Source organism: Anaeromusa acidaminophila DSM 3853 (assembly GCF_000374545.1).
Classification (GTDB): domain Bacteria; phylum Bacillota; class Negativicutes; order Anaeromusales; family Anaeromusaceae; genus Anaeromusa; species Anaeromusa acidaminophila.
In genome coordinates, this window is record NZ_KB894608.1 from 16,538 (window position 1) to 30,649 (window position 14,112).

Sequence of the window (14,112 nt, forward strand, 5' to 3'; positions counted from 1 at the left end):
GTACCGAGATTACAAGCAGACGCCGCGGTCTTTAAGACGGGCGTCTTTTGCTTTTTCAGCAGGAACCTCTCATTCCGCAGCGAAATAGAAATTACTGGACACCGCAGTTTACCGTGAAAGGAGTCAAAACTAAAATGAATCATCGTTTTTCCTGCAAGACCGCTTCTCTCGTTCTTGCTTTGTTCTTATGGCTGCCCGCTTTGGTCTGGGCCGCACCGGTCAAAAATGTGATTGTCTTGATGACCGACGGCACCGGCACAACCCATACCACACTCACTCGCTGGTACCTGGGCGGTCAGCTTCTGCCGCAAGACCCGTACGTAGTCGGAGCCGTGCGCACCTTCGGGGCTGATTCAATTATTACTGATTCCGCACCGGCCGCCAGCGCCTTTGCCACCGGCCATAAAACCGATGACAAATTCATCAGCGTCTTGCCGCCCAAAAGCACGATTCCCGGCGTAGAGGCAACACCGCTAGCTAAGCAGTATAAACCGGTGGCCACGGTTTTAGAAGGCGCCAAGCTCCAAGGTAAAGCCGTCGGCCTTGTAGCCACTTCCAACATCCAGCACGCCAGTCCGGCCGCCTTTTCGGCACATTGGCCCGACCGCAGCAATTACGAAGAAATCGGCAAACAACAAGTCTATTTGGATATTGATGTTGTCCTTTCCGGCGGCAGCCAGTATCTGCTGCCCCAAACCGCCGGCGGCAGCCGCAAAGACGGCGTTAATTTATTTGACGTGCTGAAACAGCGAGGCTACGCCATTGCCGCCACCGAAAAGGAAATGCAGGCCGCCAAAAGCCCTCGCCTTTGGGGTCTTTTTGCGCCAAATGATTTAGACTACGACATGGACCGCAAAACCTTGCATCCGGAGCAGCCTTCCTTAGCGGAAATGACCGCCAAAGCCATTGAAACCCTTTCCCAAAATCCGAAAGGCTTTTTCCTTTTTGTAGAAGCCAGCAAGGTAGACTGGGCCTCCCATGCGAATGATCCCATCGGCGTCATCAGCGACTCCGTCGCCTACGCCAACGCCATCCGCACAGCGCTGGACTTTGCCAAAAAGGACGGTCAAACGCTGGTGCTCTGCTTTGCTGACCACAGCAACGGCGGCCTAGCCATTGGCAGCAAGAAAAGCGACAAGGGCTATGATCACATGCCTTATGAAAACCTTGTCGCCCCGCTGCGCCGCGCCACGCTGACCGCTGAAGGAGTTGCAACCCTGCTTAACGGCGACCGTTCCACTGCTTCCTTACGCGAATACATTCAACGCTACTACGGCGTAGATGATTTAAATGACGAAGAAATTGCCCGCCTGCAACAGGCCCCTGGCATTCGTTTCAACACCGTATTGGGACATATTCTCAGCGAGCGTTCCATCTTGGCCTGGACTACAACCGGTCATACCGGCGAGGATGTTATGCTTTACGCTTATGGTCCCAACAAACCCAGCGGCCTTATTGACAATACCCGCCTAGCCACGTTATGCGCCGAAAGCATGGGCTTCAACCTGGACGAAGTCGATCAACGCCTCTATGTAGAAGCCACTTCACTCTTTGCCCCCTTAGGCGCTGCGATTTCTCTAGAAACGGACGCTACTGCCGATCCTGTCTTGGTAATCCGCCGCGGCGCCAAGGAAGCGCGACTGCCCTGCAGTACCGACTTGCTGCTTTACGGCGGCAAAACCTACCGCCTTGACGGCATTACCATTCATGCGCCCAACACCGGCCGCACCTATGTCAGCCGACAGGCTGCGGAGCTCCTGGAAAAGCAAGGTTTTTAAAAAAGAACGGGACTGCGAACAAGAGTCGCGGGAGTCACGAGAGGGTACTGTATGAGGATTACGGTATGTATTCAAAATCGTGCTACTCCTGCGTACCCTCCTATTCTCATCGCGACTCTTGTTCGATCCTCTATCTTCTCCCACTCAAAAAGACGCTGCTGTCTTCCAAGACGCAGACGTCTTTTGTCTTTTCAGGCAGGATGCCTGCCGCCTGTGTCGAACTAAAGAATAAAGAAATTTAAAAGGAGGCTCGCGCCATGACCGACCAACTTCGTCTAACGGCAGACGTTTGCCAACTTCACAATATGGTACATACTGCATTGCGCGACGCCTTGACTGCGTTGCTTACCCTTGATACGACTCTCGCCCAAGAAGTTCGGGAGAAGGAAAAAGAAATTGATCGCACCTCGGTTCGTCTCGATGAAGCCTGTATCGCTTGGCTGAATGAGCATCCTTCACCGACCGAAGTCTCCCGCGCCGTCGCCAGCGTCAAAATCGTCGCAGAACTGGAACGCTTGGGCGACTATGCCAACAACATCGCTAAAATGGTACGTCGTCGTTTTTGCTGCTACGACATGGCTCCTTTCGAAAATGTGCTCGCCTTGATTCGCTCCATGATGGAGCATGCCCTTTCCATGCTCCAAGACATCATGCAAGCCTACGGCCAAGCGGATGCCGAACTTCTTTTAGTTTCCGCTTTGCACGAAAAAGACAATATTGTCGACCAACTGTGCCGCGACATCTACAAAGAAATCATTATGGCCGCCATGGTCCATCCCTGGACGCTGGAAGCAGCCATTGATCTGCAAATCGTCGTCCGCTTCATCGAACGCGTAGCCGACCGCACCACGAATATTGCCGAATGGCTCCACTACGCCGCCTGCGGTCAACGCTTTCAAAAGGAGGCAACCGGCTCATGATCATTGATGACGTAACCGCCACGCTGCGCTTAGTCCTCTCTTTAATTCTGGCCGGTGTCATCGGCTACGAGCGCAGCTACTTCCATAAAGCAGCCGGTCTGCGCACACACATTCTTGTCGCCCTCGGCTCTTGCTTAATTATGATTTTATCAATGAATCTTTACGGCGGCGTTGAAGGCAAAACCAATGCCGACCCCGCCCGCTTGGCCGCGCAGGTAGTCAGCGGCATCGGCTTTCTCGGCGCCGGTACCATCATGAAAGAAGGCGCTACGATTAAAGGGCTGACCACTGCCGCCAGTCTCTGGGTAGTAGCCTGCGTCGGCCTGGCTGTAGGCAGCGGCTACTACTTGGGTGCCATCGTCACTACCGTCCTATCTGTGGTGACCTTGACTTGGCTGTACCGCGTTGAATCGCATCGCGCCACAGGACCAAGCGAAGCCGTGCTGGTCATTCATTCGCTGGATAAGCCGGGGCAAATCGGCAAAGTAGCGTCCTGTCTAAGCAGTGCCGGACTGACCGTCACGGATATGCGCCTGGAAAAAGGCGACAAAGGACACACCACTTTTTTTGTCGCTATTAAATCGCCGGACCCCTCCGTCACCAAGACCGCCCTTAAAGACTTGAGCCAGCTCGAAGGAATTACCGAAGCACAGCTAGCTGAGTAGAGAGAAGACTCATCGCGACTCCTATCCAAAACCTCGTTCGCATTCGTATCTCTAGCAGAGAAAGGCGTGAGGCAGCATGTCCAAGGACGAAATCGGCCAATTGGCGGAAGCCCACCAAGTCATGTTGTCCGGAATTACCAGCGTCATCAGCCGTCTGCAGCAGGTCAACCAAAATTTAAAACTTAGCGAAGAGCGCTGGCAGTTGGCGCTGGAAGGCAGCAGCGATGGCTTGTGGGACTGGGATATCTCCACAGGTCTTGTTTTTCTGTCATGCCGAGCGCAACATTTGATGAGTTTGGAGCCGACGGAAAAACTGCTTCCTTTGCGGCATTGCCTGCAGCAGGTCATGCCCGAGGACCGCAAACAGCTTTCTTTATTAATTCGCCGCCATCTCAAAGGAAAGTATCCTTTGTTGCGGGCTGAATTTCGCGTTATCACCGACGAGGGTCCTTCTTGGCGCCTGCTCAAAGGAGACAGTTTGCGTGCAGAAGAAGGCTACCGCCCTTTGCGCATGGTAGGCTCGCTGTCCAATATCCAGTACCGCAAGAACGCCGAGCGGCAGCTGCGCGAGGCCAACGAAAAATTAGAAAGCAAAGTCCAGGAGCGCACACAGGCGCTGGCGCAAAGCAATCAGCAATTAACGCAGACGCTAGAACAGTTGCGCAGCGCGCAGGAGCATGTACTGCAGGCGGAAAAGCAGGCCGCCCTTGGCGTTTTAGTCAGCGGCATCGCCCACGAGCTCAACACCCCATTAGGCATCAGCATTACCGCTTCCTCCCATGCCCAGCAGGTACTGCAGGAAACGCAGGAGGTTTTAAACGCCCCCGCCGTCAGCCGCCAACAGCTACAAAGCCACCTGGATTTATTAGCACAAAGTCTGCATCTTTTAGAGGACAATCTGGAACGCAGCGCTGATTTAGTACGCCGTTTTCGTACGGTTGATGTAGAGAACAGCAGCGCCTCTCAATGGTTTGATGTCAAGCAGTACCTCTATGCTATCGCCCACAGCCTGGAAAACGAATTGAACTACACGCCCCATCACCTGTCTATTTCCTGCCCGGATCAGGTGCAGCTCTTCGGTCCCCCTACCGCCTTTTCCCAGATCATCACCAACTTAATTCGCAATTCCTTGCAACATGCTTTTCCTACTAAGCAAGCAGGAGAACTGTCCATAGAAGTCCGTCCCTCCGAGACCGCGCTAGAACTCATTTACAGCGATAACGGCGTTGGTATGCCGCCGGAGGTGCTTGCTAAAATTTTCGATCCTTTCTTCACCACTAAACGCGGTCAAGGCGGCACCGGCTTAGGCCTATATATCTTATATTCTTTAACAACCAAAAGCTTTCGCGGCAGCGTTACCTGCCAAAGCCAACCTGGGCAAGGCGCACGCTTTCTTTTTTCTTTCCCCGTCAAAGAAGCAACAGAGCCATTAACGCCGCTGCAAGGAGGGAGCTAGGATGGGCATTCGCATCAAGCTAACACTTATGTTTTCCCTGCTTCTTACCGTCAGCCTACTGTTGGCCAGTTTGGTAGAATACCAGTTTGCCCGGCAACAATTGCTGTTGCACCTGCAAAAAGAAAGCAACGCTGTTACCCAAGCAGAAGTGGCCCGCCTTGATTTCTGGCTGCAGCGCAAAGCAGTCGCCTTAGAACAAACCGCCAGTTTCTTGCCGCTGCTCCCTCGCTCGCCGGAAAGTCTGCAACCATTATTGGCGCGACAACTGAGTCTTGACTCCGATATTACCGATATCTATTTAGGCACGGAAGAAGGCGTGATGATCGACGGCTCCCGCTGGCAGCCGCCGACAGGCTACGACCCTCGACAGCGCCCATGGTATCGCCAAGCGCTTTTTTCATCCGGCTTAGTCTTCAGCGACCCCTATCTGGATCTGGTTACCAACCAATACGCCATATCCATCGCCAAACAAGTGCGCCTTGATAATCAAGCGCTGGCCGGCGTTCTCAGCCAAGATGTGCCTCTGTCTCGCTTTTTAGATCGTATCCGCCATATTCAGCCTTTTGATGGCGGATATGCCTTTTTGTTGGATCAGAACGGCATCATTCTGGCTCACCCGGATCCAAGTCTGCAGTCGCTGGACATTAACCAGTCAGAAACCCTCCAAGCCCTGCCGCCTGAAATGCGCAGCGACCTGCTACAGCAAAGCGAAGGCTTTCTTGAATACACATTTCAGAATGAATCACGCTTAGCTTACTTTGGCAAGCTCCCCAGCACAGGCTGGACATTGGTCATCACCTTACCGCGCAGCTATCTTGACGAACCATTGCGCGAGCTCTTGCTACGCTACCTCTTTTTGACGTGTTTCGCGCAAGTTTTAACTCTCTTTTGCATTCACCGTTTGGCGAATCAATTCATTCGCCCCTTGGAATCCCTCACTCTGCAAGCCCGCCAGGTTTCCGGCGCTGTACAGCGGCTGCAAGAACGCCTAGATGCCGGTGAAAACCCAGCCCAGCTATCCGATTGGGCGCAAGATCTCCCTTCCTCCAAGCCGGTACAGGCGGAAAATCGTCCCGAAAAGCCTTGACAAACAGTACATTCGCACCGTATTATTAGTTCTAGTTACAAAAAACTGTATAGAGTAACTCTTATCAAGAGCGGTGGAGGGACTGGCCCTTTGAAACCGCGGCAACCGGCCTCCCGAGGCGTCCGGTGCTAAATCCAGCGGAATGCATGCGTTCCGACAGATGAGGGAGAGAATTATCGCCATTACGCGCCTCTTTTCTTCCGAAAAGAGGCGCTTTTGCATAACAAAAAGAGGAGGCCTACTATGTCCACGCAAAAAAGTTATGAAGAAATCAACGAGCGCATCCGCAAAGGTCAAGCGGTCGTACTCACTGCGGAAGAAGTCAGCCAAATGGCTCAAGAGCAAGGCGTAACCGCCGTAGCCCGCAAGGTCGATGTCGTCACCACAGGCACTTTCGGTCCCATGTGCTCCTCCGGCGCCTTCTTAAACTTCGGCCACAGCGAGCCTCCCATTAAAATGAAGCGCGTCTGGCTCAACGATGTGCCCGCCTACGCCGGCATCGCCGCGGTGGATGCTTATATCGGCGCTACGGAGGTAGCCGATAATGATGAACACTACAGCGGCGCCCATGTGATCGAAGATCTCATCGCCGGCAAGAAAATCCATCTGCGGGCTACCGCCCCCGGCACGGATTGCTATCCGCGCCGCAGCATTGACACCTGGGTCACAAAAGACGATTTAAACGAGTGCTTCCTCTTTAACCCCCGCAACGCCTACCAAAATTACGGCGCTGCCACCAATACATCTGAACGCATTCTCTACACCTATATGGGCATGCTGCTGCCCCGCTGCGGCAATGTTACCTATTCCACCGCCGGCGAGCTCAGCCCGCTCCTCAACGATCCTTATCTGCGCACCATCGGCCTGGGCACGCGTATCTTCTTGGGCGGCGCCGAAGGCTATATCGCCTGGAACGGCACCCAACACAACCCCTCACGCCCTCGTAATACCTGTGGCATCCCCACCGGAGGCGCAGCCACCTTGTCTCTTGTGGGGGACCTCAAAGCCATGAGCCCGGAATTCATCCGCGCTGCGGTTTTTGAAAAATACGGCATCAGCCTCTCCGTAGGCGTAGGCATTCCTATTCCGGTGCTGGACGAGGATGTGGCCAGGGCCGTCTCGGTGACCAACGCTGATATTGAAACCTCTCTCTTCGATTACAGCGTGCCCTCGCGCAACCGCCCCGCTTTGGGAACCTTCACATACGCACAACTGCGCAGCGGCAGCATCTCCTTCAAGGGGCGCACCCTCCGCACCGCGCCCATGTCCAGCCTTCCCAAGGCGCGGCAGATTGCCGGCCAACTCAAGGACTGGATTGCCGCCGGACGTTTTGAAGTCAGCCGTCCGGTAGCGCCATTGCCAGAAACAGCGAAACTGAACAGCCTGGAAATCCGCAAGGAGGGTGAATAACATGCCGGCTACGGAACGAGTTTTACTGAATTTCACCGCTGAATCTTACGATAAAGCGATCGCTTACCATTTGGTCAAAGATTTTGAACTGAAGATCAACATTCTCCGGGCGGAAGTCACCCCCGGCGAGGAAGGGCATCTGCTGCTGGACCTGGAAGGCGAAGACGCGCAAATCGCCGCGGCCTTGGAATTCCTCACCGCTGAAGGCATTGAAACCACCTCGGTACGACGCCAGATTCGCGTAGATGCCGACCGCTGCACTCATTGCGGCGCCTGCACGGCAGTCTGCTTCTCCAAAGCCCTGGTGTTAGAGCAGCCCTCTTGGGAGCTGGCTTTCCGGCCTGAAAAATGCATTGCCTGCGGCCTCTGTTTGCAAGCCTGTCCTATGCGGGCCATCCGCCAGGGAATGGTCGCGCAGGCAGCGCAAGAAACACCGGAAGCATGAGTTCCTTTGAACCGCGCTGGTACCGCGAGGCGCTGCATCGCTCCAGCCTCGCCCCCTTTGCCGTGCGCTTTCGAGAAACCGATCTTTGGGTAGCCGTGCCGCCGCGCCAAAACACAGCGGCCCTGCGACAATACTGTGAAAAAATAGCCGCCTCTCTTTGGGAGGAACTGCACGCCTATATTTTAAAAGATCCGGTATTTTTGCATTCTCTGATTCCCCATACGCCTCATTTTGGCGCACCGCCAGTGGCGTTAAAAATGGCAGCCGCTGCAGACAAAGCCGGCGTGGGTCCTATGGCCGCCGTGGCCGGGGCCTTTGCTGAAGAAATAGCGCAGCAGCTGATGCAAAAATTCAAAGTCCAAGATATTATTGTTGAAAATGGCGGCGACATCTATCTGGCCGCTACCCAGCTTCGGCGCATTGCCATCTGGGCCGGCGCTTCACCGCTTTCCGGCAAGCTGGCCTTAGAGCTAGAACCAGCCCAGTCACCGCTAAGCCTCTGCACTTCTTCGGCTACTGTCGGCCCATCCCTCAGCTTAGGCCAGGCTGACGCCGTCACCATCCTTGCTAAAAGCGGCGCTGTCGCTGACGCCTACGCCACGGCGGTCGGCAACCAAGTGCGCTCCGCCGCCGACATTGAACCCGCCTTAGCCTACGCCGACGCCCAAGAAGATATCCTGGGCTGCGTGATCGTCATCGGCGACCGCATCGGCGCTATCGGGCAAGTAAAACTTTCCCCCTTATAAGAAACGAACAAGAGTCAAGGGTGTCCCTTGTTCATTTCCCATCTTCGCCATTATTTTCTTATAGAAAGGACTTTTATATGCTGATTCACGAACTGTTTCAACAAAAAAAACCGGTTGTTTCTTTTGAGATTTTCCCGCCTAAGCCGGATTCGCCGCTGGAGTCGATTTTCCAGTGCATCGAAGAGCTGCAGCAAATCAAGCCCGACTTTATCAGCGTCACCTATGGCGCTGGCGGCTCCACCCAAGGACGCACGCTGGAAGTGGCCCGCCATATCCAGGACGACCACGGCATCCTTGCTTTGGGCCATCTGACCTGCGTAGGCGCAACGCCCGCCCAAAGCCAAGCCGTTTTGGACGACTTCGCCGCCCATGGCATTGAGAACATCCTAGCCCTGCGCGGCGATAAGCCAAAGGATGCGCCGCCTGGGCCTTTAAACTGCTATGCGCAAGATCTTATCCGTCTGATTCGCAGCCGCAACCAGCCTTGCAGCATCGCTGCAGCCGCCTACCCGGAAGGCCATCTGGAAAGCCCTAACCGCGAAGAAGACTTAAAGCGCCTCAAGGAAAAAGTAGACAGCGGCGCTGATTTTCTCATCACCCAGATATTTTTTGACAATGCTATGCTCTACCGTTTTCTCGACGGCGCTCGCGCCCACGGCATTGCCGTCCCTGTTACCGCCGGCATTATGCCCGTGTTCAGCCGTTCTCAGGTCGAACGCATCTGTTCGCTCTGCGGCGCATCCCTGCCGCCGGCGCTGCTTCTCATCATGGACAAGTACGGCCACCAAAAAGAATCCATGGAAGAAGCCGGCCTGGAATACGCCAGCCAACAAATCGAAGACCTCATGCAGCACGGCATTGAAGGCATCCATCTCTACACCATGAACCGCCCGCATCTGGCGCGCACCTTGGCTTGGAATACGGGACTGCGGTAAAAACTAAACAACGCAAAAAGCAAGAGTCCAGGCTGGCCTCTTGCTTTTCTTTATGGCGTTTAGCGAGCGTCCCTGGCCGCTTTGACTACGATTTTCCGCCTTCTATTACCTTTTGAACTCGTTTTAAGATTTAAATTTCTTCCTGTTCCCGCAACAGTTCCGCCGCCGCGCTGGCCATAAACTGCATCGCCTTTCTTAAACAGGCTTCATCGATATCGAAGGCTGAGTTATGATAGGGAGCCGCAGCGGCTGCGCCATAGATGACAAACGCCGCCTGACCGCCCTGCTGCTGCACGCGCTGCATATAATAGGAAAAATCCTCGCTGCCGTTAAGCGCATGGGACGGCACAACGTTATCAAAAATACCTAGTCTCCGCCCCAGCCGCTCCAGACGGTCCGAGAGAGCCGGCGAGTTCGTTGCGCTGGCCGCGCCGCCGGCTTTGGTAATGGCAACATCAATATCGTACATTTGCGCCGCTCCCTGCAAAATACGGTACGCCGCAGTACGCACAAAATCATCAATTTCGGACGTTTCTCCCCGAGTCTCCACCTTGAGCAGCGCCTGGCCGGGAATAACGTTACGGCCGCTCCCTGCTGTTAACACCCCTACGTTCACCCGCGAAGCCCCTTGACTATGCCTGGAAATGCCCTGAATGTTCAATGCCGCCGTGGCCGCGGCCATCATGGCGTTCTTGCCGCATTCCGGCGCCCCCCCTGCATGAGACGGTACGCCCGTAAAGACCGCGTCAAATTTGCTTGTCGCCAAAAAATGCCCCACATGACAGGCAATGCTCCCTGCCGGCGCTTCCCCCGTATGAGCGCCCAGCATATACTGCACGTCATCTACTACGCCTTTATCCACAATGGCTTTCGCGCCGCGCGTCCCTTCTTCGGCCGGCTGAAAAATCAATTTCACCGTTCCCGCCAGTTCTTCTTGCAAGGACGCTAAAATTTCCGCTACACCCAGCCCTACAGACGTATGCGCGTCATGGCCGCAGGCGTGCATCAGTCCTGGATGAATGGAGGAAAATCCGTTTTGACAAGGACGATGCTCCAGTGCCGCCGTTTCCGCAACATCGTTGCAATCCATATCAAAGCGCAGCGCCACCACCGGCCCGGGCCGGGAAAAGCGCAGCGTGCCCACGACCGCCGTACGACCGCCCTCCATTTGCGCCACAAGGTCCGGAGCAGCTCCTTCCTCTATCGCCCGCTTGACATGCGCCGCCAGCACGTCTTCAGCCGGCACGCCCATGCGGCTTTCTTCGTGCAGCACTTCTTTACCTATGGCCACTTCATACCCTAGGGCGCGCAGCTCCTGAACCACCAAGGAAGCTGTACGATATTCCGTCCAACCCGCCTCGGGATATTTGTGCAAATCCCGCCGCCGCTGTATGGTCTTTGCTTCCAAGGCTTCCGCTAACATTGCTATTTCTTTATCCATAAACGCCACACCCTTATTGAATAGTTTAATTGAAAGTAACTTCCATTTCTCTTTACAGAAACCCTTCTAACTCTATTTTCTTATTTTCTTTCACTAAAAGCAGGAATCAGCTGTTTTTTTTCGAAGTTATGAAAATCACATAATTTGTCTATTTTAAGTTATTTTATTGTGCAGCAACTGCCTAAGGAGGGTTTTCGTGAGAATTCTCGATGCCACTTGTGCCTTACGTGCTGTAAACCAGCTAAATAAGAATAGCGCCGCTAGTAATAAAGTATTGCAAAAATTGGCCAGCGGCTATCAGATTAATCATGCTGCCGATAATGCCGCAGGCCTAGCTATCAGCGAAAAGATGCGCGCCAATATCTGGGGTCTAGAGCAGGCTGCCCGCAATATCCAGGATGGCATGAGCTATCTGAATACTGCTGACGGATATTTAGAAGACATTCAGAATCCTGCCTTACTGCGCTTGCGGGAACTAGCCGTACAAGCGTCGAACGGATTTTTAACCCAAAGCGACCACCAAGCCATTCAAAACGAAGTCGATGAAATCAAGGCGCACTTGCAGCAAACCTTCCGCACCGCACAATTCAACACCATTCCCATTTTTGCCCAAGACATCAAAAAAATCAAAACGCCAATTCCAGGTATCTTGCCTGGGGACACCCTCCTCCGCCAGTATGGCTTAACCGTGACAGCCGGCAATAATGATCACCTAACGTTTCGCCTAGATGATACCTCCTATTCTCTCACCCTAAGCCCAGGGTATTACACGGCAGACCAGCTTGTGAGCACCTTAAACAGCAAATTTGCAGCTTTAGGGACCGATGTAACCGTATCTTTCGAAAAAGACAGCCTTGTCTATCATTCTCCTAGCAAAATTCTCGACAGTTTAGGCGGCTCCATGATTGAAATCGACTCCCCCCTTGCCTATACCTCCATCATCTATGACAACCGTAATGCTGGCCACATTCAAGGCGCATACATCCAAGGATGGGAAGATCTCTCCGACGGAGTAACAATTAACAGCACGAACAATACTCTCTCCTTTCGCCTCGGCGATGCCGGAACCTATACAAATGTCAGCATGACCTTTCCTGACGGCTCCTATACCGCTTCTCAAATCGTCGATACCTTAAATACTTATTTTACCACCAATTCTTATCCGGTCACCGCTTCTTTAAATGGCAATTACCTGAAAATCCAGCATAATAACTGTGGTAGCGACTATACTCTCGATACCTGGGGCGGTACGGCTAAAGCCGTCATCTTGGACCGCCTTGTTACTTCATCAATAATGGAATCCTACAATAACAGTCCCCCAGATGCCAAGGCCATCTTTGCTGGATATGGCATACTGCCTAGCAGCCTTGACATTCAAGCTGGAAAAAACGATACTTTTCGTTTTTCAGTTGACGGCAGCTCGCACATATTAGCTTTATCTGCCGGAACCTACTCGCCAGCAACCCTTGTGACCCATCTAAACAACCTGTTCACTGCTAACAGCATTTCTGTAACCGCCGCACTCAGCAGTGGACGGCTGCAGCTAACCTACAGTGGCGCTGGCAGTGGCTCCATCGGCGGTACTGCCGGAATGGCTGCTTATACGCTGCTGGGCGGCGCTGCCATCGCCCCTACAGAATCTCCAGGCACCTATTATCTGGTAGAAGGCAGCACAGAACCGCATGCAGGTAATCATGCCAGCGTCACTGGCCATACAGCACTAAATAACGGTGTCCAGATTATTGCCGGCTTTAACGACACACTAACCTTTAATCTCAATGGGGCCCCCCAGAGCATTACACTGGCTGCTGGCTGGTACGCCTCTTCTGGCACTATAGTGAGCGCCCTCAACAGCGCCTTAAGCGGCCTGGACGTCACTGCCTCTTACAACGGATCTGCACTGGTCTTTACACACAACATGGCTGGCGGCGGTGTTCCCCAATTTCCTTATTCCCTAAATAATTTTTCCGGCAACGCCTTGACCACCCTTATGACCACCCCTATGCCTGTTAATACAGCTTACGGTACCAGCAGCACCTACAGCAGCGTAACCGGCTCAGCCAATATCGAAAATATCACCATCACTGCTGGTGTCAACGACGGTCTCACTGTCACATTAAACGGCACTGCTCATACTCTTACTCTTGATGCCGGCACCTATATCAAAACAGACCTCTTAACTATGCTCAACCAAAAGCTATCAGCAGAAGGCATCGGCAGCCAAATTGAGGCTCTATCTTCCTCCTCTAACTTGCAATTAAAAGCTCTAATCACAGGCACGGGTACCCAATTTAACGCTATCACTGGCACAGCCAGCAACACTCTCTTCCGAGCAATTACTACTTATTACATTAATGCAAGCTCGTATTCTCCCAGCGAGGACGATACTTATATAGACGGACGTCTCAATTTAGCAGAAGACACGATAACCATTAGCCAAGGAAAAAATGACGTCTTAGCTTTTGATCTCACTACCGACGGCATAGCAACGCGCAAAAATATCACCTTATCTGAAGGCGAGTATGATCCCGCTTCGCTGATATCCATGCTCAATCAAAAGCTGCAGGAAGCAGGCCTCGACGTACAAGCATCCGTCAAAAATGTAACTACGCCCCAAAAAACGATGCCGGTCTTATCGCTTACCTATGAGCCTGGAAAAAATGGTAATTTTGTTATTGACGGCGTCGGCGGCAGCGCCTCGTACAGCATTTTTTATCCAGGACCCTACAATCTTAAGTTCACAGGCGGCGAAAAACTCTATTTTCAGGTGGGTGCCAATACGGGCAATCGCTTTTATTCCGGCACTCAGCTTGTCATGAACCTGGAAGTACTCGGCTTAAACCGGCTGGATATGACCAACTGGAGCGGCGCACAGCAAGCGCTAGAAGACATCGATACCGCCGCGGCCTCGGTTTCTGCCGCCCAGGGCCTTATCGGGTCCAAATATAACGCCCTGCAAGCCTTATCTAATAATGTCACCTTGTCTGCAGAAAATCTGCAGACAGCGGAAGCCCGCATTCGAGATACAGACATGGCGAAAGCCGTGTCAGAACAAATCAAGCTCTCTGTTTTAATGCAAGCTGGCACGGCAGCATTGATTCAAGCAAACCAACAACCAAAAACCGTATTATCTTTGTTGGAAAATCGCTGACAGTTCCTTATATTTCATACTCCCTTTAATGGCCGCTAAACCGGAACGCATCATTTTGATGGATTCCGGTTTTTCTTT

11 protein-coding genes and 1 riboswitch are annotated in these 14,112 nt (G+C 53.1%); of the genes, 10 read left to right on the forward strand and 1 reads right to left on the reverse strand.

Features of this window, described 5'->3' with window-relative positions:
• The first annotated feature begins 134 nt into the window (after positions 1 to 134).
• The 9 genes from C508_RS0115450 to metF all read left to right on the forward strand — a co-directional run bounded on the left by C508_RS0115450 (position 135) and on the right by metF (position 9,442).
• The gene (locus C508_RS0115450; RefSeq protein WP_018704476.1) at positions 135 to 1,778 is read left to right on the forward strand and encodes an alkaline phosphatase; all 1,644 of its coding nucleotides are present in this window, start codon (positions 135 to 137) and stop codon (positions 1,776 to 1,778) included.
• Between the two features lie 257 nt (positions 1,779 to 2,035).
• Positions 2,036 to 2,698 carry a phosphate signaling complex protein PhoU gene (gene phoU / locus C508_RS0115455; protein ID WP_018704477.1) on the forward strand — a complete coding sequence of 221 codons (663 nt, stop codon included), beginning with the start codon at positions 2,036 to 2,038 and terminating at the stop codon, positions 2,696 to 2,698.
• Positions 2,695 to 3,363, forward strand: a complete 669-nt coding sequence (locus C508_RS0115460) for an MgtC/SapB family protein (RefSeq protein ID WP_018704478.1) — start codon at positions 2,695 to 2,697, stop codon at positions 3,361 to 3,363. The genes phoU and C508_RS0115460 overlap by 4 nt, the downstream gene beginning before the upstream one ends.
• Before the next feature lie 76 nt (positions 3,364 to 3,439).
• Positions 3,440 to 4,819 carry a PAS domain-containing sensor histidine kinase gene (locus C508_RS18915; RefSeq protein ID WP_018704479.1) on the forward strand — a complete coding sequence of 460 codons (1,380 nt, stop codon included), beginning with the start codon at positions 3,440 to 3,442 and terminating at the stop codon, positions 4,817 to 4,819.
• 1 nt (position 4,820) lies between these two features.
• Positions 4,821 to 5,906, forward strand: coding sequence for a cache domain-containing protein (locus tag C508_RS0115470; RefSeq protein WP_018704480.1), 1,086 nt, complete (start codon positions 4,821 to 4,823; stop codon positions 5,904 to 5,906).
• 58 nt (positions 5,907 to 5,964) lie between these two features.
• Positions 5,965 to 6,073: riboswitch (SAM riboswitch) on the forward strand.
• 76 nt (positions 6,074 to 6,149) lie between these two features.
• Positions 6,150 to 7,316, forward strand: coding sequence for a homocysteine biosynthesis protein (locus tag C508_RS0115475; protein ID WP_018704481.1), 1,167 nt, complete (start codon positions 6,150 to 6,152; stop codon positions 7,314 to 7,316).
• Position 7,317: 1 nt separating this feature from the next.
• Positions 7,318 to 7,761 (forward strand): NIL domain-containing protein, encoded by a 444-nt coding sequence (locus tag C508_RS0115480; protein ID WP_018704482.1) that lies wholly within the window; start codon positions 7,318 to 7,320, stop codon positions 7,759 to 7,761.
• Positions 7,758 to 8,507, forward strand: coding sequence for a UPF0280 family protein (locus tag C508_RS0115485; protein ID WP_018704483.1), 750 nt, complete (start codon positions 7,758 to 7,760; stop codon positions 8,505 to 8,507). Before C508_RS0115480 ends, C508_RS0115485 begins: the two co-directional genes overlap by 4 nt.
• 77 nt (positions 8,508 to 8,584) lie before the next feature.
• Positions 8,585 to 9,442, forward strand: a complete 858-nt coding sequence (metF, locus tag C508_RS0115490) for a methylenetetrahydrofolate reductase [NAD(P)H] (RefSeq protein ID WP_018704484.1) — start codon at positions 8,585 to 8,587, stop codon at positions 9,440 to 9,442.
• A 130-nt stretch (positions 9,443 to 9,572) separates the two neighbouring features.
• Here metF and C508_RS0115495 read toward each other — a convergent pair whose 3' ends face one another.
• A complete protein-coding gene (locus C508_RS0115495) occupies positions 9,573 to 10,883 on the reverse strand; it encodes an amidohydrolase (protein WP_018704485.1) in 1,311 nt (436 codons plus the stop codon).
• Between the two features lie 196 nt (positions 10,884 to 11,079).
• Here C508_RS0115495 and C508_RS0115500 point away from each other — a divergent pair, with 196 nt between their 5' ends.
• Positions 11,080 to 14,034 carry a flagellin gene (locus tag C508_RS0115500; protein ID WP_018704486.1) on the forward strand — a complete coding sequence of 985 codons (2,955 nt, stop codon included), beginning with the start codon at positions 11,080 to 11,082 and terminating at the stop codon, positions 14,032 to 14,034.
• Positions 14,035 to 14,112: the final 78 nt, after the last annotated feature.

Coding starts and splice junctions, on each gene's coding strand:
- C508_RS0115450 (WP_018704476.1), top strand. CDS start 135: ATGAATCATCGTTTTTCCTGCAAGACCGCTTCTCTCGTTCTTGCTTTG.
- phoU (WP_018704477.1), top strand. CDS start 2,036: ATGACCGACCAACTTCGTCTAACGGCAGACGTTTGCCAACTTCACAAT.
- C508_RS0115460 (WP_018704478.1), top strand. CDS start 2,695: ATGATCATTGATGACGTAACCGCCACGCTGCGCTTAGTCCTCTCTTTA.
- C508_RS18915 (WP_018704479.1), top strand. CDS start 3,440: ATGTCCAAGGACGAAATCGGCCAATTGGCGGAAGCCCACCAAGTCATG.
- C508_RS0115470 (WP_018704480.1), top strand. CDS start 4,821: ATGGGCATTCGCATCAAGCTAACACTTATGTTTTCCCTGCTTCTTACC.
- C508_RS0115475 (WP_018704481.1), top strand. CDS start 6,150: ATGTCCACGCAAAAAAGTTATGAAGAAATCAACGAGCGCATCCGCAAA.
- C508_RS0115480 (WP_018704482.1), top strand. CDS start 7,318: ATGCCGGCTACGGAACGAGTTTTACTGAATTTCACCGCTGAATCTTAC.
- C508_RS0115485 (WP_018704483.1), top strand. CDS start 7,758: ATGAGTTCCTTTGAACCGCGCTGGTACCGCGAGGCGCTGCATCGCTCC.
- metF (WP_018704484.1), top strand. CDS start 8,585: ATGCTGATTCACGAACTGTTTCAACAAAAAAAACCGGTTGTTTCTTTT.
- C508_RS0115495 (WP_018704485.1), bottom strand. CDS start 10,883: ATGGATAAAGAAATAGCAATGTTAGCGGAAGCCTTGGAAGCAAAGACC.